This window comes from Sphaerotilus sp. FB-3, from assembly GCF_023706025.1.
Classification (GTDB): Bacteria; Pseudomonadota; Gammaproteobacteria; order Burkholderiales; family Burkholderiaceae_C; genus Sphaerotilus; species Sphaerotilus sulfidivorans.
Genome location: NZ_BQWE01000031.1, coordinates 68685 through 95088, shown reverse-complemented (window position 1 = coordinate 95088; position 26404 = coordinate 68685). Strand labels below are relative to the sequence as shown.

26 protein-coding genes are annotated in these 26404 nt (G+C 71.1%); 13 read left to right on the top strand and 13 right to left on the bottom strand.

The window, feature by feature from the left end:
* Positions 1 to 21: 21 nt before the first annotated feature.
* Both NFT33_RS12480 and NFT33_RS12475 read right to left on the bottom strand, forming a co-directional pair.
* On the bottom strand, positions 22 to 234 hold the full coding sequence (locus NFT33_RS12480; protein ID WP_251675762.1) for a CsbD family protein: 213 nt from the start codon (positions 232 to 234) through the stop codon (positions 22 to 24).
* 61 nt (positions 235 to 295) lie between these two features.
* The gene (locus NFT33_RS12475; RefSeq protein WP_220786369.1) at positions 296 to 481 is read right to left on the bottom strand and encodes a CsbD family protein; all 186 of its coding nucleotides are present in this window, start codon (positions 479 to 481) and stop codon (positions 296 to 298) included.
* Positions 482 to 618: 137 nt separating this feature from the next.
* Between NFT33_RS12475 and NFT33_RS12470 the strand changes: the two genes are divergently transcribed.
* On the top strand, positions 619 to 915 hold the full coding sequence (locus tag NFT33_RS12470; protein ID WP_251675760.1) for a hypothetical protein: 297 nt from the start codon (positions 619 to 621) through the stop codon (positions 913 to 915).
* Positions 916 to 943: 28 nt separating this feature from the next.
* Here NFT33_RS12470 and NFT33_RS12465 read toward each other — a convergent pair whose 3' ends face one another.
* On the bottom strand, positions 944 to 1612 hold the full coding sequence (locus NFT33_RS12465; protein WP_037483123.1) for a YiaD family glycine zipper/OmpA-like lipoprotein: 669 nt from the start codon (positions 1610 to 1612) through the stop codon (positions 944 to 946).
* Positions 1613 to 1831: 219 nt separating this feature from the next.
* Between NFT33_RS12465 and NFT33_RS12460 the strand changes: the two genes are divergently transcribed.
* Both NFT33_RS12460 and NFT33_RS12455 read left to right on the top strand, forming a co-directional pair.
* Positions 1832 to 3130: a THUMP domain-containing class I SAM-dependent RNA methyltransferase gene (locus tag NFT33_RS12460; protein WP_251675758.1), complete on the top strand. Its 1299-nt coding sequence runs from the start codon at positions 1832 to 1834 to the stop codon at positions 3128 to 3130.
* 66 nt (positions 3131 to 3196) lie between these two features.
* Entirely contained in the window at positions 3197 to 4021 is an 825-nt protein-coding gene (locus tag NFT33_RS12455; RefSeq protein WP_251675757.1) for a hypothetical protein, read from the top strand.
* A 21-nt stretch (positions 4022 to 4042) separates the two neighbouring features.
* On the opposite strand, the gene NFT33_RS12450 is transcribed toward NFT33_RS12455, so the two are convergent.
* Positions 4043 to 4771 (bottom strand): DUF4197 domain-containing protein, encoded by a 729-nt coding sequence (locus NFT33_RS12450; protein ID WP_251675755.1) that lies wholly within the window; start codon positions 4769 to 4771, stop codon positions 4043 to 4045.
* A gap of 302 nt (positions 4772 to 5073) precedes the next feature.
* Here NFT33_RS12450 and NFT33_RS12445 point away from each other — a divergent pair, with 302 nt between their 5' ends.
* Positions 5074 to 6393 (top strand): tryptophan--tRNA ligase, encoded by a 1320-nt coding sequence (locus NFT33_RS12445; RefSeq protein ID WP_251675752.1) that lies wholly within the window; start codon positions 5074 to 5076, stop codon positions 6391 to 6393.
* A gap of 58 nt (positions 6394 to 6451) precedes the next feature.
* Positions 6452 to 7189, top strand: a complete 738-nt coding sequence (locus NFT33_RS12440) for a Crp/Fnr family transcriptional regulator (RefSeq protein ID WP_251675870.1) — start codon at positions 6452 to 6454, stop codon at positions 7187 to 7189.
* A gap of 60 nt (positions 7190 to 7249) precedes the next feature.
* On the opposite strand, the gene NFT33_RS12435 is transcribed toward NFT33_RS12440, so the two are convergent.
* On the bottom strand, positions 7250 to 8260 hold the full coding sequence (locus NFT33_RS12435) for an LLM class flavin-dependent oxidoreductase (protein ID WP_251675750.1): 1011 nt from the start codon (positions 8258 to 8260) through the stop codon (positions 7250 to 7252).
* A gap of 130 nt (positions 8261 to 8390) precedes the next feature.
* Here NFT33_RS12435 and NFT33_RS12430 point away from each other — a divergent pair, with 130 nt between their 5' ends.
* A complete protein-coding gene (locus NFT33_RS12430; protein ID WP_251675748.1) occupies positions 8391 to 8981 on the top strand; it encodes a tRNA-uridine aminocarboxypropyltransferase in 591 nt (196 codons plus the stop codon).
* On the opposite strand, the gene NFT33_RS12425 is transcribed toward NFT33_RS12430, so the two are convergent.
* Positions 8947 to 10281: a leucine-rich repeat-containing protein kinase family protein gene (locus tag NFT33_RS12425; protein WP_251675746.1), complete on the bottom strand. Its 1335-nt coding sequence runs from the start codon at positions 10279 to 10281 to the stop codon at positions 8947 to 8949. The genes NFT33_RS12430 and NFT33_RS12425 overlap by 35 nt on opposite strands.
* Before the next feature lie 164 nt (positions 10282 to 10445).
* On the opposite strand from NFT33_RS12425, the gene NFT33_RS12420 reads away from it, so the two are divergent.
* Positions 10446 to 12284 (top strand): EAL domain-containing protein, encoded by a 1839-nt coding sequence (locus NFT33_RS12420; protein ID WP_251675743.1) that lies wholly within the window; start codon positions 10446 to 10448, stop codon positions 12282 to 12284.
* On the opposite strand, the gene NFT33_RS12415 is transcribed toward NFT33_RS12420, so the two are convergent.
* On the bottom strand, positions 12285 to 13400 hold the full coding sequence (locus tag NFT33_RS12415) for a 3-deoxy-7-phosphoheptulonate synthase (protein ID WP_251675741.1): 1116 nt from the start codon (positions 13398 to 13400) through the stop codon (positions 12285 to 12287). It lies immediately after the preceding gene.
* 37 nt (positions 13401 to 13437) lie between these two features.
* Positions 13438 to 17136: an indolepyruvate ferredoxin oxidoreductase family protein gene (locus NFT33_RS12410; protein WP_251675738.1), complete on the bottom strand. Its 3699-nt coding sequence runs from the start codon at positions 17134 to 17136 to the stop codon at positions 13438 to 13440.
* A 128-nt stretch (positions 17137 to 17264) separates the two neighbouring features.
* Here NFT33_RS12410 and NFT33_RS12405 point away from each other — a divergent pair, with 128 nt between their 5' ends.
* Entirely contained in the window at positions 17265 to 17759 is a 495-nt protein-coding gene (locus NFT33_RS12405; RefSeq protein WP_251675736.1) for an Lrp/AsnC family transcriptional regulator, read from the top strand.
* 38 nt (positions 17760 to 17797) lie between these two features.
* Here the strand turns inward: NFT33_RS12405 and gntR are convergent, their stop codons facing one another.
* A complete protein-coding gene (gntR, locus tag NFT33_RS12400; protein ID WP_251675733.1) occupies positions 17798 to 18832 on the bottom strand; it encodes an HTH-type transcriptional regulator GntR in 1035 nt (344 codons plus the stop codon).
* Between the two features lie 188 nt (positions 18833 to 19020).
* Here gntR and NFT33_RS12395 point away from each other — a divergent pair, with 188 nt between their 5' ends.
* The 4 genes from NFT33_RS12395 to NFT33_RS12380 are packed head-to-tail and all read left to right on the top strand — an operon-like array spanning position 19021 to position 22487.
* Positions 19021 to 19563: a gluconokinase gene (locus NFT33_RS12395; RefSeq protein ID WP_251675731.1), complete on the top strand. Its 543-nt coding sequence runs from the start codon at positions 19021 to 19023 to the stop codon at positions 19561 to 19563.
* On the top strand, positions 19560 to 20078 hold the full coding sequence (locus NFT33_RS12390; protein ID WP_251675729.1) for a TRAP transporter small permease: 519 nt from the start codon (positions 19560 to 19562) through the stop codon (positions 20076 to 20078). The genes NFT33_RS12395 and NFT33_RS12390 overlap by 4 nt, the downstream gene beginning before the upstream one ends.
* A gap of 25 nt (positions 20079 to 20103) precedes the next feature.
* A complete protein-coding gene (locus tag NFT33_RS12385; RefSeq protein WP_251675698.1) occupies positions 20104 to 21411 on the top strand; it encodes a TRAP transporter large permease in 1308 nt (435 codons plus the stop codon).
* Positions 21412 to 21467: 56 nt separating this feature from the next.
* Positions 21468 to 22487 (top strand): TRAP transporter substrate-binding protein, encoded by a 1020-nt coding sequence (locus NFT33_RS12380; protein ID WP_251675696.1) that lies wholly within the window; start codon positions 21468 to 21470, stop codon positions 22485 to 22487.
* On the opposite strand, the gene NFT33_RS12375 is transcribed toward NFT33_RS12380, so the two are convergent.
* Both NFT33_RS12375 and NFT33_RS12370 read right to left on the bottom strand, forming a co-directional pair.
* On the bottom strand, positions 22488 to 23363 hold the full coding sequence (locus NFT33_RS12375) for a DMT family transporter (protein WP_251675694.1): 876 nt from the start codon (positions 23361 to 23363) through the stop codon (positions 22488 to 22490).
* Positions 23360 to 23779: a MerR family transcriptional regulator gene (locus NFT33_RS12370; protein WP_149505034.1), complete on the bottom strand. Its 420-nt coding sequence runs from the start codon at positions 23777 to 23779 to the stop codon at positions 23360 to 23362. Before NFT33_RS12370 ends, NFT33_RS12375 begins: the two co-directional genes overlap by 4 nt.
* Before the next feature lie 53 nt (positions 23780 to 23832).
* On the opposite strand from NFT33_RS12370, the gene NFT33_RS12365 reads away from it, so the two are divergent.
* Entirely contained in the window at positions 23833 to 24915 is a 1083-nt protein-coding gene (locus NFT33_RS12365; protein ID WP_251675693.1) for an MBL fold metallo-hydrolase, read from the top strand.
* Between the two features lie 6 nt (positions 24916 to 24921).
* Here NFT33_RS12365 and NFT33_RS12360 read toward each other — a convergent pair whose 3' ends face one another.
* Both NFT33_RS12360 and NFT33_RS12355 read right to left on the bottom strand, forming a co-directional pair.
* On the bottom strand, positions 24922 to 25746 hold the full coding sequence (locus tag NFT33_RS12360) for a ParA family protein (protein WP_149505036.1): 825 nt from the start codon (positions 25744 to 25746) through the stop codon (positions 24922 to 24924).
* 38 nt (positions 25747 to 25784) lie between these two features.
* A complete protein-coding gene (locus NFT33_RS12355) occupies positions 25785 to 26399 on the bottom strand; it encodes a LysE family translocator (protein ID WP_149505037.1) in 615 nt (204 codons plus the stop codon).
* Positions 26400 to 26404: the final 5 nt, after the last annotated feature.

The window sequence follows — 26404 nt, the reverse complement described above, 5'->3', positions numbered from 1 at the left end:
CCCATCGGTGCCGGGGCGTGGTCACCATATCCGCTGCAGGCGTTCCTGCTCCGAGCGCCGCGCCACCCGCCAGCAGGCGTCGCCGAAGCGTGCCTGCTGCAGTCCCGCCATGCGGTCGAGCTCGCCGTCGGCCTGCATCAGCGTGTTCAGGCTGGCCCAGCCGAGGGCCCGCTTCATCAGTCCGCGGGCTGTCATGAGGCGGCCCTGGATCTGGTCCCGATTGATCAGCAGCATGGAGGCTCTCCCGGCGAGCGTGGCGTGGTGGCGAGGGGTCAGGCGCCCGGCGTCAGGCCGGTCAGATCTTCTTGACCGCGTCGGCGGCCTTTTCCTTGGCGTCGCCGTAGTTCGACTGGGTCTTGCCGGCGACCTGGTCGATGCGGCCTTCGGCCTCCAGCGCCTTGTTGCCGACCACCTTGCCGGCGGCTTCCTTGATGTGGCCCTTGACGGTTTCCAGACGGCCTTCGACTTGATCCTTGTTCATGGCATGACTCCTTGGGGGTGTTGGCTGGTGCGGCGAAGTGCCGTTCCATGGGAGTCATGGTCGCCGCGTGGCGGGTCGGGCTGCATCGGCGGTGGGCGCGGGAGGCTGTAGGACGGCGCGCCTACACTGGCGCCACCATGTCCGACGAGAACCAGATCCTCCTCCCCGAATCCTTCCTCGACCTGCACCGCGACCGCAGCCGCACCCGGCTGCGCACGCCGGTGGCGCAGGTGCGCGAGCGCTACGAGCTGTGCGAGGACCTGTCGCAGCAGCTGGTGGCGCAGGCGCAGCACATCCACTTCGACCTGGGCGTGTCGGAGGACGAGGTGCTGGTGCGCATCGAGCAGGGCCTGGCGCAGCCCGAGTCCGGCTTCTCCGAGGACGAGGCGCGCTGGGTCACGCGCCGTCTGGCCGAACTGCTGATGTGGGACTGAGGCGGGACTGAGGCGGCCTCAGCCGGTTTCAGCCGCCGGTCTTGGCCGGCTCGCGCAGGAAGATCTCGACGCGGCGGTTCTTCGCGCGGCCTTCGGCGGTGGTGTTGTCGGCGATCGGCTGATGCTCGCCGCGGCCGACGGTGCTGATGCGGGTGGCCGGCACGCCCTGGGCGACCAGATAGTCGCGCACCGCATCGGCGCGGTCCTTCGACAGCGGGTTGTTGATCGCGTCGCTGCCCTGGCTGTCGGTGTGGCCGGTGATCTGCACGTTCATCGAGCCGTCCAGCCCCTGCGCGAACTTGCTCAGGATCGGCGCCATGTCGGGGCGGATGTTGGAGCGGCCGGTGTCGAAGGAGATGTCGCCGGGCAGGTTGACGCGCAGCTGGTTGTCGTCGGTGCGGGCGACCGTCACGCCGGTGCCGGCGGTGGCCTGCTCCATCTCGCGGCGCTTGTCCTCCATGCGCTTGGACCACAGGTTGCCGGCGACCGCGCCGATGGCGCCGCCGACCACCGCACCGGTGCCGGCCTTGCCGCCGGTGGTCTTGCCGATCACCGCGCCGACGCCGGCGCCGATGCCCGCGCCGACCGCGGTGCCCTTCTGGCGCTCGCTCATGTTCGCGCAGCCGCCCAGCAGCAGCGCGGCAGCGACGGTGGCGACGAGAGCGGGCGAGGCGGGACGGAGGAAAGTCTTGTTCATGCGTGTTCTCCAGGCAAGGTGGGCCGGCGCGCTGCAGATGCGGCGGGTGCAGAGGCAGGACGCACCGGTGTCTCTATGACGCGGCAGAGTCTGTCGCGGTTGACCGGGCTTCGATTCCGGCTGGCTTAAGAAGGGCGCTGGCGCACTGCAACGGCTGTATCTGTTCCTTGCGTCGCGTCTGGCCGCATGGCGGCGGCCTGGGGCGGCGACAATCGCGCCATGCCTGCCGTCCTGAACCCCTCGCCCCTGTTTCTTCCCTGCGCCGCTGGCGTCGAGCCGCTGCTGGCCGACGAGGTCCGCGCCATCCTGACGGCCGCCGGCGCGCCGCGTGCGGCCGAGTCGGTGCGCGCCGAGCGGGGCGGCGTCTCGCTGATCGGCAGCGCCGCCACCGCGATGCGGCTCAACCTCGAGAGCCGTCTGGCGCAGCGCGTGCTGTGGCAGGTCGCCGAGGGCGGCTACCGCGACGAGCGCGATCTCTACGAGCTGGCCTGCAGCGTGCGCTGGTCCGAGTGGATCACGCCGCGCCAGACGCTGCGGGTGGACACCACCGCAGTGCGCTCGCCGCTGCAGAGCCTGCATTTCGCCTCGCTGCGCATCAAGGACGCCGTCTGCGACGTGATGCGCGAGGACAGCGGCGAGCGCCCCAATGTCGATCCGCACCGCCCCGACCTGTCGCTGGTGCTGCACCTGCACGAGGACCACGCGACGATCTCGGTCGACCTCAGCGGCGAGGCGCTGTTCAAGCGCGGCTGGCGCGAGGCCAAGGGCGAGGCGCCGCTGAAGGAGACGCTGGCCGCGGCGATGCTGGCCGCCGCCGGCTGGCATGGCCGGCCCGAGGACGGCGCGCTGCTCGACCCCTGCTGCGGCGCCGGCACCATCGCGATCGAGGCGGCGCAGATCGCCTGCGGCATCGCGCCGGGCCTGCAGCGCAGCTTCGCCTTCGAGCGGCTGCAGCCCTTCCGCCTCGAGGCCCCGGCCTGGCAGGCGATGAAGGCCGAGGCGCGCGCGCGGGTGCATGCGCCGGCGGTGCCGGTCTTCGCCGGCGATGTGTCCTTCCGGATGACCGACTTCGCCACCCGCAATGCCGAGCGGGCGGGCGTCGCGCATGCGATCGAGTTCAAGACGATGGACGCGCTGCAGCGCCCCTGCCCGGCCGAGCGCGGCGTGCTGGTGCTCAACCCGCCCTACGGCGAGCGCATCGACGCCAAGGGCACCGGCTCGGCCGGCCAGGCCGCGCGCCTGGTGCGCGAGGACTTCGATGGCGGCGGCACCTCGCAGGCCTTCTTCTCGTCGCTGGCGGCGCACTGGAAGCGCCACCACGCCGGCTGGACCGCCTGGGTGCTGACGCCGGACGCGAAGCTCGGCCAGGCGATGCGCCTGAAGGAGAGCCGGCGCGTGCCGATGTGGAACGGCCCGATCGAGTGCCGGCTGCTGCGCTTCGACCTGGTCGCCGGCTCGAACCGCGCCGGCCGGCCGGCCGAGGGCACACCGGCGCGTGACGCCGATCAAGACGCCTGATACCCGATGGGGCATATTGACGAAGTGGCTGCCGCACCGGCGGCGGCCGTCCTGCCGGAGTCCGTCATGCCTGCCTCGTCTTTTCCGCGCTCTCTTGCCCTGCCGGTCTCGCGCCGCCGCCTGACGCAGGCGCTCGCGCTGCTGTCGCTGCCGGCCCTGGCGCTGTCGACCGCCCGCCCGGCGCGCGCGGCCCTGCCGCAGGGATCGCATGCGGCGATGGTCGCGTTCGACGGGCTCTACATTCCGGCGCTGTTCCTGACCGGCGCCGCGCCGAAGTCCGAAGAGGGCCCGGCCCGCGCGGGCGCGGCGATGCAGCGCCTGCAGCAGGCGTGGCCGCAGCAGCGCCTCGCGCTGCAGGCGCTGGCGCCGTCGGCGCGCCCGTGGCGCGAGGCGCTGGCGGCGGTGGACCGTCATCTGGCCCGGGCGACCGCCGAGGTCGGCGAGCGCCGCTGGGAAGCCTCGCACGAGACGCTCGAGCGGGTGCGCGAGACGCTGTTCGAGGCCCGGCGCTCGCTCGGCATCGACTACGCGCTCGACGACTTCACCGCCTTCCACGGCGCGATGGAGGCGATCGCCAACCGCAGCGCGGTGCCGCCGGCGCAGCGCGAGGCGCTCGAGCGCGACTACGCCCGTGCGCGGGCGCTGTGGCGCCGCATCGAGCGGCTGGAGCTCGACCCGGCGCGCTGGGGCCTGTCGCCGGCGCGGCAGGCGCAGCTTCGCCAGGGCCTGGCCGACGAGGACCGTGCGCTGGCCCGGCTGTCGCGGGCACTGGCCGCCGGTGCGCCCGAGGCCGAGCTGCTGCAGGCCGGCGCGGCGCTCAAGGGCCCGTTCGTCAAGGCCTACACCGCCTTCGGCTGGCCGGCAGGCGAGACGCCGGCGCTGGCAGGCTGAGGCCGTCGCCGGCCTCGGCGCTCACTTCAGCGCGCCGAACACCGACCTGAGAATCCTGCTGCCGGTGCCGATCGGATCCTGGCGGATCTTCTTCTCCTCCTCGGCGATCATCGTGTAGACGCCGTCGAGCGCGCGCTCGGTGACATAGCGCTCGATGCTGGCGTGCTGCTCGCCGAGCAGACCGAGCTTCTGCGCCTGGCCGGCGATGGCGTTGTACTTCTGCGCCAGCGAGACCTGCTGCGTCGCGGCGGTGACGATGGGCAGGAACTTCTCGCCCATCGGCGTGCGGGTGCGCTCGCGGAAGAACTCGGTCGCGGCGGTCTCGCCGCCCTGCAGCACCTGCAGCGCATCCTTGACCGACATCGACTTGACCGCGCCGACCAGCAGCGACTTCGCCTGCGGCACCGCCTGCTCGGCGGCGCGGTTCATCGCGGTCTCGAGCGCGTCGACGCGCGCGCCCTGGCCGAGCGTGCGCATCAGCTGCGCGCCCTGCTGCAGCCCCTCGGGCAGTGCGATGCGCACCAGCGGGTTGTTCAGGTAGCCGCCGTCGCGGCCGAGCGTGTCGACCGCCACGCCCGCACCGCGCTCGAGCGCGGCGCGCAGGCCCTGGGCGGCCTCGCCTTCGCCCAGCGCGTGGGCCGGACGCAGCGCGAAGGGCGCCAGGCCGAGCAGGCCCAGCGCCAGCAGCCCGCGGCGGGGCAGACGGGCCGGGGCGATCATCAGGTCGACGGACGACGGGGAGCGGGACATCGCGGCATTCCTCCAGCAGCGGTTCTTCGGCAGAACCCGCCGGAGCGCGGGTTCCTCATCTCAACGGCGGGATGATGCCCCGCGCCGACCGTCGCGGGCGCCGTGCCGGAGTCGGGGACAAGCTGGCGGAAACATTCGCCCGCACCGGGTCGCGCCGCGCTGACCCGGCTTCTTGCTCCGGTCGTCGCCGGATGTGTGCAGCCCGAGGGTTTCCATCTGGATCGATCGAGGTTCTGTCACCCCGCTCCGATCCCGCGACAATCATGCGACCCAACGACTGCGACGATCCGACCCTTTCCATCATGGCCATCACCCGCGTCCTGACCGGCATCACCACCACCGGCACCCCCCATCTCGGCAACTATGTCGGCGCGATCCGCCCGGCCATCGCCGCGAGCCGCCGCGACGGCGTCGAGAGCTTCTTCTTCCTCGCCGACTACCACGCGCTGATCAAGTGCGACGACCCGGCGCGCATCGAGCGCTCGCGCATGGAGCTGGCCGCGACCTGGCTGGCCGCCGGCCTCGACCCCGAGCGCGTCACCTTCTACCGCCAGAGCGACATTCCCGAGATCCCGGAGCTGACCTGGCTGCTGACCTGCGTCACCGCCAAGGGCCAGATGAACCGCGCGCATGCCTACAAGGCCGCGGCGGACGCCAACGCGGCCGCCGGCGAGGACACCGACGCCGGCGTGACGATGGGGCTGTACTGCTACCCGATCCTGATGGCGGCCGACATCCTGATGTTCAACGCCCACCAGGTGCCGGTCGGTCGCGACCAGATCCAGCACATCGAGATGGCGCGCGATGTCGCGCAGCGCTTCAACCACCTGTTCGGCGCGGCGATCGGCCGCGAGTTCTTCGTGCTGCCCGAGGCGGTGATCGAGGAGCAGGTGGCGGTGCTGCCCGGCCTCGACGGCCGCAAGATGAGCAAGAGCTACGACAACACGGTGCCGCTGTTCGCTGGAGGCCCGAAGGCGCTGAAGGAGGCGATCGCGCGCATCGTCACCGACTCGAAGCTGCCAGGCGAGCCCAAGGATCCGGACAGCAGCGCGCTGGTGACGCTGTTCGAGGCCTTCGCGACGCCGGAGCAGGCCGCCGCCTTCCGCGCCGAGCTGGTCGCCGGCCTGGGCTGGGGCGAGGCCAAGCAGCGCCTGTTCGAGCTGATCGACGCCGAGATCGCGCCGATGCGCGCGCGCTACGAGGCGCTGATCGCGCAGCCGGCCGAGCTGGAGGCGCTGCTGATGGCCGGCGCCGCGAAGGCGCGCGCGACGGCCGCGCCGCTGCTGGCCGCACTGCGCGATGCGGTCGGCCTGCGCCGCATGGTCGGCGCGCCGGTCGCCGCCGCCCCGAAGGCCAAGACCGAGAAGGCGGCGCTGCCGGTCTTCAAGCAGTACCGCGAGGCCGACGGCCGGTTCTACTTCAAGCTCGCCGCCGCGGACGGCCGCGTGCTGCTGCAGAGCAGCGCCTTCGCGGGCGGTCGCGAGGCCGGCGAGTGGGTCAAGCGGCTGAAGACGGAAGGGTCGGCGGCGCTGGCCGGCGCGCCGGTCGTGCCGATCGAGGGGGTGGCGGCCGAGGAGCTGGCGCAGGCGCTGGACGCGCTGCGCGCCGCTGCCGCCGAGTGATGATCCGCATGGAGGGGGGCCATGCGCAATCATTCCTGGAAGGCGGTGCACCGTGAACATGCTGCACCGTGAACTCGGCGATCCGAGGGTCGGACGCGCGCTGATCGCGCCTGGAAGCTGGTTCCAGACGCTGCCGGCCGCGCTGCAGGCCGAGCTGGCGTGCCGTGCCCGGCCGCTGTTCCTGCGGGCCGGCGAGCGGCTGTGCGCACGCGGCGATCCGCCCGACGGACTCTACGGCCTGTCCGACGGCATCCTGCGGGTCGGCAGCACCGGCGACGGGGGCGAGGCGCTGCTGGCGATGGTCCAGCCGCCGCACTGGTTCGGCGAGGTCGGCCTGTTCGACGGTTCGCCGCGCACGCACGATGTGCATGCCGAGACCGATGTCGTGCTGCTGCATCTGCCGCAGACCGTCATGCTGGCGGTGCTCGAGCGCGAGCCCGAGGGCTGGCGACATCTGGGCCGCATGCTGGCCGGCAAGATGCGCAGCGTCTTCGTTTCCTTCGAGCAGATGCAGATGCTGCCGCCGCGCGCCCGGGTGGCCCGTCGGCTGGTGATGATGGCCGCCGATCACCAGGTCGACCGGCCGACGCTGCGCCGCGAACTCCTGCTGTCGCAGGAGCAGCTCGCGCGGATGCTGTCGCTGTCGCGCCAGACGGTCAACGAGGTGCTGGCCGGGCTGGAGGCGGATGGACTGATCCGTCGCCGTCGGCGTGTCATCGAGCTTCTGGACCCGGATCGACTGCACAAGGATGGCGCAGAACCGGGAGATGCTCCTGATGAAACTGATGTCGACTGATGTCGAGCCTGTTGATAAGTCTGTGGACAAGGTGTGATCAAGCTTGTTGAAAAGCTGTGATCAATTCGGCTCTGCACAGCCGATGGCCAGCTCCAGCGAGCGCAGCCGTGCGGCCGGATCGAAGGTCGCGCCGGTCAGGATGATCTCGTCGGCCTGTGTGCGTTCGACCAGCGCTCGCAGGCCGGAGCGCACCGTGTGCGGTGCGCCGACGATGGCCTCGGCCAGCATCCGGTCGACCTGGCGGCGCTCCTGCGGGCTGCACAGTGCGTCGAAGTCGTCCACCGGCGGCGGCAGCGGGCCGCGCTGGTTGCGCACCATGCCGAGAAAGCGCTGCTGCGTCGAGCTGAACAGGCGCTGCGCCGCCGCATCGCTGTCGGCGACGATCACCTGCGTGCCGACCATCAGAAGCGGGCGCGGGCAGGCCGGCGAGGGGCGGAAGGTGCTGCGGTAGATCTCGGCCGCCTGCTCGAGCAGGTCGGGCGCGAAATGCGCCGCGAAGGCGTAGGGCCGGCCCAGCCAGGCCGCCAGCTGCGCGCCGTACAGGCTCGAGCCCAGCAGCCAGATCGGCACCTGTGTGCCCTGGCCCGGCAGTGCGCGCACCGGGGCACCGGGCCGGGCCTCGTCCAGGTAGCCGATCAGCTCGGCCACATCCTCGGGAAAGGCATCCTCGCCGCGGCTGTCGAGCGAGCGCCGCAGCGCCCGCATCGTCGCGCGGTCGGTGCCGGGCGCGCGGCCCAGGCCCAGCTCGATGCGGCCCGGATGCAGCGTTGCCAGCGTGCCGAACTGCTCCGCCACCACCAGCGGCGCATGGTTGGGCAGCATGATGCCGCCGGCGCCGACCCGGATCGTGCGGGTGTGCGCGGCGATGTGCGCGATCAGCACGGCGGTGGCCGAGCAGGCCAGGCCGTCCATGTTGTGGTGCTCGGCGAGCCAGTAGCGGTGGTAGCCGCAGCGTTCGGCATGGCGGGCGAGCTCGAGCGCCTGCTTCAGCGCGGTGGCGGCGTCGCCGCCCTCGGCGATCGGCACCAGATCGAGCACGGACAGCGGAATCGGTTCGGAGGCTGGGATCATCCTGTCATCTTGCGCCGGATCGCCGCCGGCGTCCGCGTGGCCGCGACATGTCCCCATGACCGATTTGACTGAAATAAAGTTACTCACAACAACGCCCCGTCGCCCGCTCTGCCCGCGCTGCGCCCGGCCGGTGTCCGCCTGCCTGTGCGATCTGGTGACGCCTGTGGACAACCGCATCGAGGTGCTGATCCTGCAGCATCCGCTGGAGGCTCACGAGGCGAAGAACAGCGTGGCGCTGCTGGCGCTCGGTCTGGCACGGGTGCGGCTCGAGATCGGCGAGCGCTTCGATGCGCAGGCGCTGTCGGAGTGGCTTGGTGCGGGCGCCTGGCTGCTTTATCCACAGACGTCGATGCCGCCGACATCGCCGCAGGCTGTGGAAAACACGAAATTACGGTTACTTGCCGAGCCGTCTGCAGAGCCCTGTCGGGCAGGATCCGGCGCGGTGACCCGGCTGGTGGCGCTGGATGCGACCTGGCGCAAGAGCCTGAAGATGCTGCACCTCAACCCGCTGCTGATGGCGCTGCCGCGGCTGGCCCTGCAGGATCTGCCGCCGCCGCGCTACCGTGCGATGCGCCGCGCCCGCCGGGCGGACCAGCTCTCGACGCTGGAGGCGGTCTGCGCCGCGCTGGCGCAGCTGGAGCAGGATGCCGCGCGCTACCAGCCGATGCTGGACGGCTTCGAGCGCTTCATCGCGCGCTGGCAGGCCCGAGCCGCGCGCTGATCTCGCCGAACGCCGGCCGCCGTACCACCTCCGGCTGCAGGCAGTCCTCGCGCAGTGCGGCCAGGCGGGTGCAGCGGGCGTCGGCCGGATCGTCGGCGCGCTGCAGCAGCTCCTCGACCAGCAGCCCGAAGGCGCGCACCTCCAGCCGCTCCAGGCCGGCGCGCAGTCCGGCCTCCTCGGGCAGGAAGCTGGCGGCACCGAAGTCGCTCAGCAGCGCGCGATCCTCGCCGTTCCACAGGATGTTGTGGGCGTAGAGGTCGCCATGCATCAGGCCGACGCGGTGCAGATGGGCGGCTGCCGATGCGATCGAGGACAGGATTATCCACAGCTTGTCCACAGGCATGGCCAGACCGTCGACATAGACATCGCGACTGCAGGAGGCGAGGCTCGGCGGGCCGGCCAGCGGGCGGAATTCCGGGCCGAGCAGCGGCAGCACCAGCGCCTCGGTGCGCCCCTGCGCATCGGCGACCCGGGCCTCGGCGGCGACGATCGACGCATGGCCGGCAGCGGCCAGGCAGGCGGCCTGTTCGCAGTCGGGCAGGCCGTCGCTGGTCATCGCTGCCTTGAAGCGCTTGAGCGCGACCGGGTGGGCCGGAATCGTCGAATTCTCGCGCAGCCATGCCCTGTGGATAAGTCCGGAAGCGCCTTCGCCAAGAAGCTGGTCTTCCTCGACCTGACAAGGGGATAGCGTGGCGATGTCAGGCGATGAGGGGCTGTGGACAAGTCTGTGGATAAATGGATTTCCGGACAGTGCCAGCCAGGCCAGACCAGGGTGTCTGACCAGCCAGTCGGGGACGGTGGAAAAGCGGTTCGCGGCCAGGCGCAGCAGCGCCAGATGCGGGCTGGCGGACAGGTCGGGCAGGGCCTCGAGCCGGTTGCCAGCCAGCATCAGCTTTTCCAGATCAGGGCGTTCAGCCAGCGTGCCCGGCAGCTGTGCAATGCGGTTGTCGGTCAGGATCAGCCAGCGCAGCGCCGGCGGCAGCGCTGTGCCGGGAACGGTGTCGATCCGGCAGCCACGGAAGCCGACCATCGAAAGTTGTCCACAGGCTCCGAGCACTTCCGGCAGCTCAGTGAACGGGTTGCCCGAGCCGAAGATCACCCGCAGCCGGTGCAGGCGCGGCAGCTCGGCGGGCAGCGCGCTCAGCCGGTTGTCGCCGAGATCGAGTTCCTCGAGCGTGTCGGCCAGCGCGAAGACCTCCTGCGGCAGTTGCTCGAGACCGCAGCCGCGCAGGTCGAGCCGGCGTGCGCCGGCCAGATCGCCGCGCCGCAGCGCCGCCAGCGTGGATTCTGGTTTGATCATGTTCAAAGGATTGATCATTTTTTGATTTGTTCGCAATTTGTTCACATAACAGGAACAATGGCGGAAACGGAAATTTCTTCATTTGCGGACACACTCGGCCCGTGGATCAGTGCTGTACCTGGCTGACGAGATCAACCTTGCCGTCCTGAATCCCTGAACCCTCCATGTCTCCTGTCGATCTGACGTCCGCGCTGCACATTCTCGACACCCTGACCGCATCCTGCCCTGACGAGCTGACCCGGCTGCGCGGGCAGGTGACGCAGACGGTCGAGGCCCTGCACCACAGCCGCGAGCTGCTGCAGGTCACGCTGCATTCGATCGCCGATGCGGTCATCACCACCGATGCCGCCGGCCATGTGCTGTGGATGAATCCGGCGGCCGAACGCATGACCGGCTGGTGTCATGGGGCTGCGCAGGGCCTGCCGGTCGAGGCGGTCTACCAGCCGGTCGACGAGGAGCAGGGCCTGCCGCTCGGCATGCATCCCCTGCACCGCTGTCTGGCCGAGCGCCGTGCGGTGCGCGGCAGCCAGCCGCTGCGGCTGATCTCCCGCAGCGGCGACGAATGCGGCATCGAGGCTTCGGCTGCGCCCATCCATGATGTGCATGGGCGGCTGTCCGGCGTGGTGCTGGTCTTCCATGATGTGACCGAGCAGCGCCGGCTCGACCGCGAGATGCGCTGGCGTGCCAGTCACGATCTGCTGACCGGTCTGCTCAACCGCGGCGAGTTCGACCGGCGCCTGCAGCAGGTGCTGCAGCGTTCGCGCGAGGAGGGCACCCGCCATGCGCTGCTCTATCTCGATCTGGACCAGTTCAAGCTGATCAACGATGCCTGCGGCCACCCGACCGGAGATCGGCTGCTGCTGCAGATCGGCCAGCTGCTGGGCGACTGCGTGCGACCGGGCGACACGCTGGCGCGTCTGGGCGGCGACGAGTTCGGCGTGCTGCTGGAGCGCTGCGGCGTTCATCAGGCGCAGCGTGTCGCGCAGCTGATCTGCGAGCGCATGGAGGAATTCCGCTTCGTGCATGACGGCCGGCGCTTCCGGGTGGGAGCGAGCATCGGCCTGGTGCCGCTGGATGCCCGCTGGCGCCAGGCCGATGCGGTGATGCAGGCCGCCGATTCGGCTTGCTATGTTGCCAAGGAGGCCGGGCGCAACCGGGTCCACCTCTGGTTCGACACCGACGAGACGCTGCGCCAGCACCAGGGTCAGATGCACTGGGCGCGTCGGCTCGAGCAGGCGCTCGACGAGGACCGCTTCGAGCTGCACGCGCAGCGCATCCTGCCGATCGGCCGCCAGGACGGCGGCCTGCACTGCGAGGTGCTGCTGCGGCTGCGTGACGGCGACGACGGCGCGCTGGTGCCGCCCGGCCATTTCCTGCCGGCGGCGGAGCGCTTCCAGCTGGCCGCCCGCATCGATCGCTGGGTGGTGCGACAGGTCTTCACGCAGCTGGACCGGGCGACCGTCGCCGGGCTGCACCCCGAGCGCGTCGCGATCAACCTGTCGGGCCAGTCGCTCAGCGACGGGGGCTTTCGCGACTATGTGACCGACCTGGTGCGCGAGGCCCGCTTCGATGTGCAGGTGCTGTGCTTCGAGGTCACCGAGACCGCGGCGATCACCCGGCCGCATGATGCGGCGCGCTTCATGGCGGCGATGCGCGCGCTGGGCATCCGCATCGCGCTGGACGACTTCGGCGCCGGTGCCTCGTCCTTCGGCTATCTGAAGACGCTGCCGGTGGATGTGCTGAAGATCGACGGCCAGTTCATCCGCGAGCTGGGCCGCGATGCGCTGGACCTGGCGACGGTGCGGTGCTTCCGCGACATCGCGCAGGTGGTCGGGATGACGACGGTGGCCGAGTTCGTCGAGGCGCCCGGCGTGCTCGAGCAGCTCCGCGAGCTGGGCATCGACTTTGCCCAGGGCCATCTGCTGCACCGCCCCGAGCCCTTCGCGGCGGTGCTGGGCTGTGCCCCGGCTGGGGCGGCGGCGGCGCTCGACGCGCAGGCCTGATCAGCCGCGGCGCGCGCGCACCGCCTCGGCCAGCCGGCGCAGCACCGGCTCGGTCTGCTCGAAGCCGATGCAGGCGTCGGTGATCGATACACCGTGCTTCAGCGGCTGGCCGGCGACCAGGTCCTGCCGGCCTTCTTCCAGGTGGCTCTCGATCATCACGCCGGTGATGCGCTGGTCGCCGGCGGCGATGCGCGCGGCGAGGTCTTCGGCGACCTCGATCTGGCGGCGGTGCTGCTTGCTGCTGTTGGCATGCGACAGGTCGACCATCACCTGCTCGCGCAGGCCCGAGGCCTTCAGCATCGCGCAGGCGGCGTCGATGTCGGTCGCGCCGTAGTTCGGGCCCTTCGAGCCGCCGCGCAGGATGACATGGCAGTCCTCGTTGCCGCGGGTCTCGAAGATGGCGGCAGCGCCCATCTTGGTCATGCCCATGAAGGCGTGCGGCGCGCTGGCGGCCAGGATGGCGTCGGCGGCGATGCGGATGCTGCCGTCGGTGCCGTTCTTGAAGCCGACCGGGCAGCTCAGGCCGGAGGCGAGCTGGCGGTGGCTCTGGCTCTCGGTGGTGCGTGCGCCGATCGCGCCCCAGGAGATCAGCTCGGCGATGTACTGCGGGCTGAGCAGGTCGAGGAACTCGGTGGCCGCCGGCAGGCCGGCGCCGAGGATGTCGAGCAGCAGCGCGCGGGCGCGCTCCAGGCCCTCGTTGATCGCGAAGCTGCCGTCCAGGTGCGGGTCGTTGATGTAGCCCTTCCAGCCCACCGTGGTGCGCGGCTTCTCGAAGTAGACGCGCATCACCACCAGCAGCTCGCCGCGCAGCGCGTCGGCCAGCGGCTTCAGGCGCGTGGCGTATTCCATCGCCTGAGCATGGTCGTGGATCGAGCAGGGCCCGACGACGACCACCAGCCGGTCATCGCGGCCGTGCAGCACGTCGGCGATCTCGCTGCGTGCCTGCTCGACCAGCGCCTGCGCGGTCTCGCCGACCGGCAGCCGCTCGTGCAGCAGCGCCGGCGTGATCAGGGGTCGCACCGCATCGATGCGGGTGTCGTCGATGCGGGTGGTGTCGTGGGTGCTGCGGCGCGAGCCGGCTTCACGGTCGTGGCGGGGATCGTCGAGGGTGTTCATGGCGAGATTGTGCGCGGCCGGGTGCGGTGCATGCGTCTCATCGTGCGGCGCTGATCGCGATCCCCCGGAACTGCCCGGCCTGCGCGCCGCCGGCCGGCTTCGGGTGCTTCGCCGGGTCGAACCGGTGCAGCAGTTCGGCCTCCTGCGCCTGGGCGATGGCCTGGTGGCGCTGGCGCACATGGCCGTAGCCGCGGATCGTCGCCGGCACCGCGGCGATCTGCTGCGCCAGCCGGCGCCGGGCCGGCGCGGCGTCCTGGCGCAGCGCCTCGATCAGCTCGTCCACCCGCGCCTCGTAGGCGGCGAGCAGCGCGCGCTCGCCGCGGCGCTCGGCGCTGTGGCCGAAGGGATCGAGCCAGCGGCCGCGCAAGATGCGGCCGTGCGCCAGCAGCCGCAGCAGCGGCTGCATCCAGCGCGCGTCGAAGCGGCGCTTCCTCGTGCCCAGCCACGGCGGCGCGAGGTGGAATTCCAGCCGCCAGTCGCCCTCGTACTGCGCCTTCAGGCTGTCGCGAAAGGCCGGGTCGCTCAGCAGCCGCGCGACCTCGTATTCGTCCTTCACGCTCATCAGGCGCAGCAGCTGGGTGGCGATGGTGTGGGTGAGGGGCAAGGGCAGGGGGGCGGCGGAGGGTGGGTTCCCGCCTTCGCGGGAATGACGGAGCGGGTCGTCCGGAGGGTTTGGCGGCGACGACAGCGGGGGCAGCGCGGCCTCGAAGGCGCGCACCTGCTCGACGCGGTGGCGCCAGCGTGCGGCCCAGGCGGCGTTCTGGTAGGCGCTCAGGTGCGCGGTGCCGCGGGCGATCAGCGCGTCGAGCGTCTCGGTCGGGGCACCGGCTGGGGCGCTGGCCGGGCCGGTCGGCGAGGAGAGGGCGTCGGCCGGGTCGAGCAGCGCGCGGCAGCCCTCGGCGTCGCCTGCGGCCAGCCGGCCGAGCGCGAAGGCGGCCAGATTGGCCTCGATCGCGACGCCGTTGAGTGCGATCGCGCGTTCCAGCGCGGCGCGGCCGACGGGCACCAGCCCGCGCTGCCAGGCAAAGCCGAGCGCGACGATGTTGGAGACGATCGCGTCGCCGAGAAAGCCTTCGGCGAGCTGCTGCGCGTCGAGCGTGTCGACCCGATCGTCGCCTGCGGCCAGCGTCAGCCGGCGGCGCAGGTCGTCGACCGGCACGCGTGCGTCGGGCTGCTGCATCGTCGAGGCTACCGGCACCTCGTGCCGATTGGCCACCACCCGGGTGCGGCCGTGGCGCAGCGTCTGCAGCGCCTCGGGCGAGGCGCCGACCACCAGATCGCAGGCCAGCAGCGCGTCGGCCTGCTGCGCGTCGATGCGCACCTGATGCAGCACCTCCGGCCGGTCGGCCAGGCGCACGAAGCTCAGCACCGCGCCGCCCTTCTGCGCGAAGCCCATGAAGTCGAGCACGCTGGCCGCGCGGCCCTCCAGATGCGCCGCCATCGCGATCAGCATGCCGACGGTGATGACGCCGGTGCCGCCGACCCCGGTGACCAGCAGGTCCCAGGGCGCGTCGCCGAGCGTGTCGGGCATGGCCGGCGCAGGCAGCGCGTCGACCCGGCGGCGGAAGTCGCTGCCGGCGCCGGTCGCGCCGCCCAGCGCACCGCGCCGCCGCCGGGGCGTGGCGCCCACCAGGCCGACGAAGCTCGGGCAGAAGCCCTGGGCGCAGGACTCGTCGAGGTTGCAGGCCGAGGCGTCGATGCGGCGCTTCCTGCCCATCGGCGTGTCGATCGGCTGCACCGCGACGCAGTTGGACTGCGCGCTGCAGTCGCCGCAGCCCTCGCAGACGCCGGGGTGGATGTGCAGCCGGCGCGGTGGCGTCGCCAGTTCGCCCTTGCGGCGCCGGCGGCGCTTCTCGGCGGCGCAGGTCTGCTCGTAGATCAGCACCGTCACGCCTTTCGTGGCGCGCAGCTCGCGCTGCACCTCGTCGAGCGCGTCGCGGTCGTGGAAGGTGGTGCCGGCCGGAAAGCGCTCGCGCTGGCCGTCGTACTTGCCGATGTCGTCGCTGAGCAGCGCGATGCGCACCACGCCCTCGGCCTCGACCTGGCGGGCGATGCGGTCCGGGCTGGTCACGCCGTCGACCGGCTGGCCGCCGGTCATCGCCACCGCGTCGTTGAACAGGATCTTGTAGGTCAGCGTCGCTTTCGCCGCCACCGCCTGGCGGATCGCGAGGTAGCCGGAGTGGTAGTAGGTGCCGTCGCCGAGGTTCTGGAAGACATGCGGCTCGCGGGTGAACATCGCGTGCGAGACCCAGTCGACGCCCTCGCCGCCCATCTGGATCAGGCCCTCGGTGTCGCGGTCCATCCAGCTCGCCATGAAATGGCAGCCGATGCCGGCCTGCGCCCGCGAGCCCTCGGGCACCTTCGTCGAGAGGTTGTGCGGGCACCCGGCGCAGAACCACGGCGCGCGCCGCGGCGCCTCGGGTGCGCCTGCGGGCAGGCGCGGCACGGTGAAATCGACGACGAGGGTGCGGCGGTCCAGCCGCGCATCATGCGCCGCCAGCCAGGCCGCGACCGGCTCGATCAGCCGGGAGGGGCGCAGCTCGCCCAGCTCGCTCAGCAGCGGCGCGCCCGAGCGGTCGCGCTTGCCGATCAGCGCCGGCCGGGCATCGGCGGGCGCGGCATAGAGCAGCTCGCGCAGCTGCTCCTCGACGATCGGCGCCTTCTCCTCGATGACCAGGATCTCGCGCAGGCCGTGCGCGAAGGCGCGCAGCCGCGTGGGCTCGACCGGCCAGCTCAGGCCCACCTTGTAGAGCCGCACGCCGGCGGCGGCGAGCTGCACCGGCGACAGGTCGAGCCGGCGCAGCACCTCCATCAGGTCCGCATGCGCCTTGCCGACGGTGACGATGCCGACCGTGGCCTGCGCCGACTCGATCACCATCCGGTCGACCGGATTGACGCGCGCGAAGGCGCGCACCGCGTCGAGCTTGGCGTGCAGGCGCTGCTCGATCGCCAGCGAGGGCAGGTCGGGCCAGCGGTAGTGCAGGCCGTCGGCCGGCGGCGTGAAGCCGGTTCGCGCTCGCACCGTGTCGGCGTCATGCCAGCGCGCCGCCGCGCGGGCGATGGCGTCCAGGTCGACGGTGGCGCTGCTCTCGACCACCTCCGAGAGCGCGGTCATGCCGACCCAGGCGCCCGAGAAGCGCGACAGCGCCCAGCCATGCAGGCCGAACTCGATCAGCTCGGCGATGCTGGACGGCGACAGCACCGGCATCTTCCAGGCCTGGAAGACGCGGTCGCTCTGGTGCGGCATCGACGAGGACACGCAGCCGTGGTCGTCGCCAGCCACCACCAGCACGCCGCCGTGCGGCGATGCGCCGTAGGCGTTGCCGTGGTGCAGCGCGTCGCCGGCGCGGTCCACGCCGGGCCCCTTGCCGTACCAGAGCGCGAACACGCCTTCGACCTCGCGCTGCGGATCGGCTTCGACGCGCTGCGTGCCCAGCACCGCGGTGGCGGCCAGCTCCTCGTTGATCGCCGGCAGGAAGCGCACGCCGGCCGCGTCATAGGCCGCCTTCGCCTTCCAGACCTGCTGGTCCACCTGGCCGAGCGGCGAGCCGCGGTAGCCGCTGACGAAGCCGCCCGTGCCCAGGCCGGCGGCGTCGTCGAGTGCGCGCTGCATCAGCGGCAGCCGCACCAGCGCCTGCGTGCCGCTGAGCAGCACCGTGCCGCCGTGCGCCAGCAGCGCGTCCTCCAGCCTGACCTCGGGGCGCAGCAGCGCGTGTGCGGGCAAAGGGGCGTTCATCCTGTGTCTCCGGTTCTTGTCCTGATGCCGGATGACTCTAGGGATCGATGCCGGTAGCGTCGTTCTTTCCTTTCGCGCAGGATCGCTGGTTCTAGAACAGGCATTCCGATTGCTGCGGAGAGCGATGAATGGACAGTCCGGATCAGCCCGACAGGCTGGATCGGCGCGACGCGCTGATCCTCAACGAGCTTCAGCGCGATTCGCGCCAGTCGGTGGCGCAGATCGCCGAGCGTGTCGGCATGTCCTCGACCTCGTGCTGGAAGCGGCTGCGCGAGCTGGAGGCGCGCGGCGTGGTCACCGGCTACACCGTCACCGTCGACCGCGAGAAGGCGGGGCTGTCGCTGTGCGTGATCGCCGAGGTCAATCTGGCGCCGCACACCGAGGAGACGGTGCAGCGCTTCGAGCGTGCGGTGGCCGCCTGCCCGCAGATCGTCAGCGGCTACAGCACCACCGGCCAGAGCGACTATGTGCTGCGGGTGCTGGTGTCGGACATCAAGGCCTACGAGCGCTTCCTGCACGACACCATGTTCCGCCTGCCCGGCGTGACCCATGTGCGCTCGAGCGTGGTGCTGCGCGAGATCAAGGCGCAGGCGCGGCTGCCGGTGGCGGTGCCGGCGGCCTGAAGCGTGCAAGCGTGCAAGCGTGCAAGTGCCGGGGCGCCTCAGCTGCTCTCGCGCACCACCAGCTCGAAGCCGACGTCGACGCAGCGCTCCGGGGGCGTGCCGCCGCGCATCAGCGTCAGCAGCATCTGCGCGGCGCGCTGGCCGATCTCGCCGCGCGGCGTGCGCACCGTGGTCAGCGCCGGCACCATCTGGTCGCTGCCGGTCAGGTCGTTGAAACCGACGATGGCCAGCCGCTTCGGCACCGCCAGCCGCAGCCGCTGCGCCGCCAGCAGCGCGCCCTGCGCCAGGTCGTCGTTGCAGAAGAAGATCGCGTCGACCGCCGGCTTCATCGCCAGGATCTGCTCGAGCAGCCGGGCGCCCAGCGCCATCGATGACGGCGCCGGATTGAGCCACTCCAGCCGCGCGTCATGCAGGCCGGCCTCGCCCAGCGCCTCGCGCCAGCCCTCCAGGCGCTGCAGCGTGCGCGCGTCGAGCTGCGCGCCGGCAAAGGCGATGCGCCGGCGCCCGCGCTCGATCAGGTGGCGCACCACCGCCGCGCCGGCCGCCTTCTGCGAGAAGCCGACGCTGTGCACGCCGGGCGCGTCGATCGTCTCCATGACATGCACGCAGGGCACGCCGCTGGCGTCGATCAGCGCCTGCGCGGCCGGGCTGTGGCTGCGGCCGGTGACGATCAGGCCGGCCGGGCGGTGCATCAGCTGCTCGCGCAGCAGCTGCTCCTCCTCGGACGGGTCGTAGTGGGTGATGCCGATCAGCGCCTGGTAGCCGGCCGGGCGCAGCGTGTGCTGCAGCGCCTCGATCAGGTCGACGAAGAGCGTGTTCGACAGCAGCGGAATCAGCACCGCGACATGCGTGCCGCGCTGCGAGGCCAGCGCGCGCGCGGCCGGGTCGGGCACATAGCCCAGGCGGGCGGCGGCCGCGCGCACCCGCTCGACCAGCTCCGGGTCGACCGCACGCTCGCCGCGCAGCGCGCGCGAGACGGTGATCGGGCTGACGCCGGCGGCCTGGGCGACATCGGCCAGCGTGACCCGCCCGGTGGCGCGGCGGCGGGCGGAGGCGCGGGGATCGGAATTCATGCAGCAGGCAGGATCAGGGTTAGCACGGATGCGAAGTGTGGCATGGCGTTTCTAGGATAGCGCTGTCCAACAAAGGCGGCAGACGGGTTCTCCCTGAGCGCCTTTTTGTTTTTCCAGTTCGGATAGCGCTGTCCAATGTGCGATCCGGACTGTGACCCGAAACACGAGATTCGAACGACTTCTTCCCGATGACCGATTCCCGTTCCCGACATCGCACCTTCGTCGTCATGGGCGTGGCCGGCTGCGGCAAGTCCAGCCTGGGCGCGGCGCTGGCTGCTGCGCTGGCGCTGCCGCTGATCGAGGGCGACGACCACCACAGCGCCGAGAGCCGCGCCAAGATGAGCCGCGGCATCGCGCTGGATGATGCCGACCGCGCCGGCTGGCTCGACCGGCTCGGGGCCGAGCTGGCGCGCCATGCGGCGCAGGAGGGTGGCGCGGTGCTGAGCTGCTCGGCGCTGAAGCGCGCCTACCGCGACCGGCTGCGTGCGGCCTGTCCGGGCCTGCGCTTCGTCTTTCTCGAGCTGGACCGCGACGAGGCGCTGCGCCGGGTGGCGTCGCGTGCGACGCATTTCTTCTCCAGCAGCCTGGTCGACAGCCAGTTCGCCACGCTGGAGCGGCCCGACCCCGCGCTGGAGCCCGACGTGCTGATGCTGTCGGCCACGCAGCCGCTCGAGATGCTGTGCGCGGCGGTCGTCGCAGCACCGATTTCTGCCGACGGAGTCCGCCCATGAGTCTGCCCCCGACCTCGAACACGTCTTCCCCGCTGCCGCTGCCGCTGCGTCTGGCGCAGTGGGCGGTGGCGGCCTGCCTGGCGGTGATGTCGCTGGCGGTCTTCCTGAACGTGGTGCTGCGCTACGGCTTCGGCAGCGGCATCGCGGCCAGCGAGGAACTCGCGCGGCTGCTCTTCGTCTGGATGGTCTTCATCGGGGCGGCGGCGGCCTATCCGCGTGGCGAGCACATGGCCTTCACCAGCCTGGTGGCGATGCTGGCCGGGCGGCCGCTGGCCCTGCGCCTGGCCACCGCGCTGATCCGGCTGCTGGTGCTGCTGGCCGCCGTGCTGCTGGGCTGGGGCGCGTGGCAGCAGGTGGCGGTGGGCTGGGGCAGCCATTCGGCGGTGATGGGCTATCCGCTGGCGCTGCTGCCGCTGCCGGCGCTGCTGTGCTCGGCGGTGATCGGCGTCTGTGCGCTGGTCGAGCTGCTGCGCGGCACGCCGCTGCACCTCGGCCACGCGGCCGACATCGAATGAGCGCCCGCGCGCCAAGGATCACGTGATGGACTTTCTCGGACTCACGCCGGAGGCGCAGGCCTTCGTCGTCTTCTGCGTCGGCATGCTGGTGCTGATGGGCATCGGCATGAACATGGGCCTGGCGCTGGTGCTGACCGGCGCCGGCATGGCCTGGGTGCTGGGCTTCTGGGACGCGCAGCTGCTGGCGCAGAACCTGGTGGGTGGCGTCGACAGCTTCGCGCTGCTGGCGGTGCCCTTCTTCGTGCTGGCCGGCGAGCTGATGAATGCCGGCGGCATCAGCCGTCGCATCATCGACATGGCGCAGGCCTGGGTCGGACATGTGCGCGGCGGCCTGGGCTATGTGGCGATCGGCGCGGCGGTGCTGATGGCCTCGATGAGCGGCTCGGCGCTGGCCGACACCGCGGCCCTGGCCACCATCCTGCTGCCGATGATGCGCGACCGCGGCTATCCGCTGCCCACCTCGGGCGGTCTGCTGGCCTCCGGCGGCATCATCGCGCCGATCATTCCGCCGTCGATGCCCTTCGTGATCTACGGCGTGACCACCAACACCTCGATCTCGGCGTTGTTCCTGTCGGGCATCGTGCCGGGGCTGATCATGGGTGCGGGCCTGATCCTGGCCTGGCGCTGGGTGCTGCGCGGCATGACCCTGCCGGCCGACCCGAAGGTGCCGCTGGCCGAGCGCCTGAAGATCACCGGCCGCGCCTTCTGGGCGCTGCTGATGCCGCTGATCATCATCGGTGGCATGAAGAGCGGCGTGTTCACGCCGACCGAGGCGGCGGTGGTGGCGGCGATGTACGCGCTGGTGGTGGCGCTGTTCATCCACCGCGAGATGCGTCTGGCCGAGCTGCTGCCGGTGCTGGTCAATGCCGGGCGCACCACTGCGGTGGTGATGTTCCTGTGCGCCGGCGCGCAGGTCGCCAGCTACATGATCACGCTGGCCGATCTGCCGGGTGTGCTGACCGGCTGGCTGGGTGGCCTGGTCGAGAGTCCGCGGCTGCTGATGGCGGTGATGATGATCGTCCTGGTGCTGATCGGCACCGCGCTGGACCTGACGCCCACCATCCTGATCTTCGCGCCGGTGATGCTGCCGATCGCGGTCAAGGCCGGCATCGACCCGGTCTACTTCGGCCTGATGTTCGTGCTCAACGGCGCCATCGGCCTGATCACGCCGCCGGTGGGCACGGTGCTCAATGTCGTGGCCGGGGTGGGGCGCATGCCGCTGGCGCAGGTGATCCGTGGCGTCAATCCCTTCCTGATCACCTACGCGCTGATCCTGACCCTGTTCGTGCTCTTCCCGCAGATCGTCACCGCGCCGCTGGTGTGGATGCGCTGATCGCCTCTGTCCCTGATCCTGATCCTGTCCCTGACCTTGTCCCGAAGGAGAACCTGATGAATCCGATCCGTCGTGCCGTCGTCGCCGCTGCTGCGGTGGCTGCCCTTGCCGCTCCGCTGCTGGCCAGCGCGCAGGACATCAAGCCGCGCCTGATCCGCTTCGGCTACGGCCTCAACGAGAACAGCAACCAGGGCCGTGCGGTGAAGTTCTTCGCCGAGCAGGTCGAGAAGGCCTCCGGCGGCAGGATGCGGGTGCGTGCGATCGGATCGGCCGCGCTCGGCCCGGACACGCAGATGCAGCAGGCGCTGATCGGCGGCGCGCAGGAGATGATGGTGGGCTCCACCGCCACGCTGGTGGGCATCACCAAGGAGATGGCGCTGTGGGACACGCCCTTCCTGTTCAACAGCGCGAAGGAGGCCGACATCATTCTCGACGGCCCGATCGGCGAGAAGGTCAAGGCCAAACTGCAGGACAAGGGCCTGGTCGGCCTCGTCTACTGGGAGAACGGTTTCCGCAACCTGACCAACAGCAAGCGCCCGGTCACGAAGCTGGAAGACCTGGACGGCGTGAAGCTGCGGGTGATGCAGAACAACGTCTTTCTCGAGAGCTTCCGCAGCCTGGGCGCCAACGCGGTGCCGATGCCCTTCTCGGAGCTGTTCTCGGCGCTGGAGACCCGGGCGGTCGACGGCCAGGAGAACCCGTACAACACCATCCTGTCGAGCAAGTTCCATGAGGTGCAGAAGTACCTGACGGTGACCAACCATGTCTACAGCCCGTGGATCATCACCGTCAGCAAGAAGTGGTGGGACGGCCTGAGCCCGGCCGAGCAGAAGGTGCTGCAGGACGCCGCACGCGCCAGCCGCGACTTCGAGCGCAGGGACACCCGCGAGGAGGCCGGCCGTGCGCTGGCCGAACTCAAGGCCAAGGGCATGCAGATCAACGAACTCTCGCCGGCCGAGGCCGCGCGCATGCGCGACCGCCTGACGCGGGTCAACGCCAGCATCGGCGTCAATGTCGGCATGGACCTGTGGAACGAGACGCAGGCGGCGCTGACGAAGCTGCGCGCGGCGAAGTGATCAGGGGCTGCGCTGGCCGCCGATCACGCCGGTGGCCAGCCCGGTGCCCAGCAGCACCACGGCGCCGCCCGCCAGCATCGACGCGGTGACCGGCTCGCCCAGGAACAGGGCGCCCCACAGCGTGCCGAACACCGGCACCAGGAAGGTCACCGTGACCGCCCGGCTGGCGCCGACCCGCGCGATCAGCCGGAAGAACAGCAGATAGGCCAGCGCCGAGCAGGCCACGCCCAGCACCAGCGTGGCCAGCCACGGGCCCAGGCCGGGCATGCGCTCCGGCCAGCTCCACAGCGCCGGCGGCAGCAGCACCAGCGCCGACACCAGCTGCGTGCCGGTGGCATTGACCAGCGCCGGCACGCCCTGCAGGTAGCGGCGGGTGTGATTGGCCGCGAAGCCGTAGCAGGCGGTGGCCAGCAGCATCGCCACGATCGCCCAGCCCGAGCCGCCGGGGCGGAAATCCGCCTTGTCGGCCGCCAGCAGCGCCACGCCGGCCAGCCCGAGCAGCAGCCCCAGGCCGCGGCGCCCGTCCAGCCGGTCGCCGAGCCAGAGCGCGCCGATCAGCGCGGTGAAGACCGGCGTCATCGCGTTCATGATCGAGGCCAGCCCGGCGGTGATCGACAGCGTGGCCCAGGCGATCAGCAGGAAGGGCAGGCCGGAGTTGAACAGGCTCATGACCGTCAGCGCACCGGCCTGCTGGCGCAGTGCGCCGAACTGGCGCTTCAGCAGCAGCAGCGGCAGCAGGCAGACGCTGGCCAGCGCGACGCGCAGCCAGATCAGCGGCACCACGCCGAAGTCCGGCACCGCATAGCGCATGAACAGGAAGGAGCCGCCCCAGAGCGCGGCCAGCAGCGTCAGGTCGAGCAGGTCGCGCGGCTTCATGGTGCTGCGTCGCCGTGGCCGGCTTCGGCCAGCAGCGCACGCGCGCGGTCCTCATGCTGCTCGATCTCCTCGAGCGTGACCCGGATGTCCTCGAGCTGCTGCGTGAGCTGGTCGCGGTGCGTCTGCAGGATCGCGAGAAAGGCGGTGAGCTGCTGCACCGTGTCCGAGGGCGATTCGTACATGTCCACCAGCTGGCGGATCTCCTGCAGGCTCAGGCCCAGGCGCTTGCCGCGCAGCGTCAGCTTCAGCCGGGTGCGGTCGCGCACCGAGTAGACCCGGTTGCGACCGTCGCGCGCCGGGTCCAGCAGGCCCATGTCCTCGTAGAAGCGGATCGCGCGCGGGGTGATGTCGAACTCGGCGGCCAGCTCGCTGATGGTGTAAGTCGCCGGCGCGACATCTCGGGCGGGGGAGGTCATGGATACACTGCCGTTGACGTTAACGTAAGTCATAGTCTAGCCCGGAGTTCTCCATGGCCAATCCGCTGGAACATCAGCTCTCCTATCCCTTCGGCGACCAGCTGCCGGCCACCGGCACGACGCTGGAGATCGCGCCGGGCGTGCGCTGGGTGCGCATGGGTCTGCCCTTCGCGCTGGACCACATCAACCTGTGGCTGCTGCGCGACCGCGAGGCCGGTCCCGACGGCCGAGAGGGCTGGGCGGTGGTCGACTGCGGCATCACCAGCGACCTGACCCGCCAGGCCTGGGAGCAGATCTTCGCCGAGGGGCTCGACGGTCTGCCGGTGCTGCGGGTCATCGTCACCCACATGCACCCGGACCACATCGGTCTGGCGCACTGGATCACCCAGCGCTGGAGCACCCCCGAGCAGCCCTGCCGGCTGTGGATCAGCGCCACCGACTGGAACGCCGCGCGCACCGCCTCGCGCCAGACCACCGGCTTCGGCGGTGAGGCGGCGGCGGCCTTCTTCGGCAGCCACGGCCTGGTCGATCCGGTCGCGCAGCAGAAGGTGCGCGAGCGCGGCAACTACTACGGCAGCATGGTGCCGGAGGTGCCGGGCCAGTTCCGCCGGCTGATGGACGGCCAGGCGCTGCGCATCGGCGAGCATGTCTGGACCTGCCATGCCGGCCACGGCCACTCGCCCGAGCACATCAGCCTGCACTGCGAGGCGCTGGGCCTGCTGATCTCCGGCGACATGGTGCTGCCGCGCATCTCGACCAATGTCAGCGTGATCGACCTGGAGCCCGAGGCCGATCCGCTGCCGCTCTACCTGGCCTCGCTGGAGCGCATGCGCCGGCTGCCGGCGACGACGCTGGTGCTGCCTTCGCACGGCAAGCCCTTCCGCGGCCTGCACGAGCGCATCGCGCAGCTGCAGCAGCACCATGAGGAGCGGCTGGCCGATGTGCTGCGCGCCTGCGCGCAGGCGCCGTGCTCGGCCTCGGACATCCTGCCGGTGCTGTTCCGGCGTGCGCTCGACCTGCATCAGACCACCTTCGCGATGGGCGAGGCGATCGCGCATCTGCATGCGCTGTGGCTGTCGGGCGATCTGCGCCGGCTGCGCGGCGCCGACGGCGTCTGGCGCTTCGCGCCGGCCTGACCGCGCTCAGGCCTTGCGCTTCGCGGTCGGTGCAGGCGCTGGCGCAGCGCTGCCCCGGCCGCCGTGCAGGCCGACCCGCTCGACCATCTCGCGCGCGAACTCGATGAAGGCCAGCGAGCCCTTGGCGGTCGGATCGAAGATCACGCCGGGCAGGCCGTAGCTGGGCGCCTCGGCCAGGCGCACATTGCGCGGGATGATGGTCTTGAAGACCTTGTCGCCGAAGTGCGCCTGCAGCTGGTCGCTGACCTGCTGCTGCAGCGTCATGCGCGGGTCGAACATCACCCGCAGCAGGCCGATCAGGTGCAGCTCGCGGTTCAGGTTGGCGTGCACCTGCTTGATCGAGTTGACCAGGTCCGACAGGCCCTCCAGCGCGAAGTACTCGCACTGCATCGGCACGATCACGCCGTGTGCGCAGGTCAGGCCGTTGAGGGTCAGCAGGCTCAGCGAGGGCGGGCAGTCGATCAGGATGAAGTCGTAGTCGTCCTGGACCTCGGCCAGCGCGAGCTTGAGCCGGCGGTCGCGCTGATCGATCTCGACCAGCTCGACCTCGGCGCCCGCCAGCTCGCGGTTGGCGCCGAGCACGTCGTAGCCGACCCGTTCGACATGCTGGATCGCGTCGGCGGCCGGCGCCGCGCCGATCAGCACGTCATAGACGGTGGCCTCGAGCGCACGCTTGTCCAGGCCCGAGCCCATCGTGGTGTTGCCCTGCGGGTCGAGATCGACCACCAGCACGCGCTGGCCGATGCGGACCAGACCGGCGGCCAGATTGACGGTGGTGGTCGTCTTGCCGACGCCACCTTTCTGGTTCGCGATGCAGAAGATGCGTGCCATGGGTCGTGGAGAGAGAGGATGTGGTTCTTGTGGCGGCCTCAGCTGCGCAGCAGGCGCAGGCCGAAGCCGATCATGCACAGGCCGGCGAGGCGCTGCAAGGCCAGTCCGATGCGCGCATGCGCACGCACCCGCGCGGCGATGCGCTCGGCGAAGGCACACAGCGTCAGGCACCAGAGCGCGGTGATCAGCGCGATGGTCAGCGCCATCGCTGCGTAGGTCGGCAGGCCCTGGTGACGGGCCGGATCGATGAAGAGCGGGAAGAAGGCCATGTAGAACACGATGGCCTTCGGGTTCAGCACGGTGATCAGCAGCGCCTGGCGCAGGTAGCGGCCAGGCGTGATCTCGACCGGGCTGGCGGCTTCGCCCGCGCGGGCCCGCAGCAGCTTCCAGCCGATCCAGCCCAGGTAGCCGGCGCCGGCCCAGCGGATCGCCTCGAACCAGGCCGGATGCGCCGCCAGCACCGCCGCCACGCCGGCCACCGCCAGCCACAGCAGGATCTGGTCGCCCAGGATCAGGCCCAGGGTGGCCGCCGCGCCTGCCCTGAAGCCGCCTTTCGAGGTCGCGCCCAGCAGCGCGAAGGTGCCCGGCCCCGGCAGGGCCAGGAAGACGACGATGGCGGCGCAGAAGGCCCAGAAGTCGGCGATGCCGTGCATGGCGA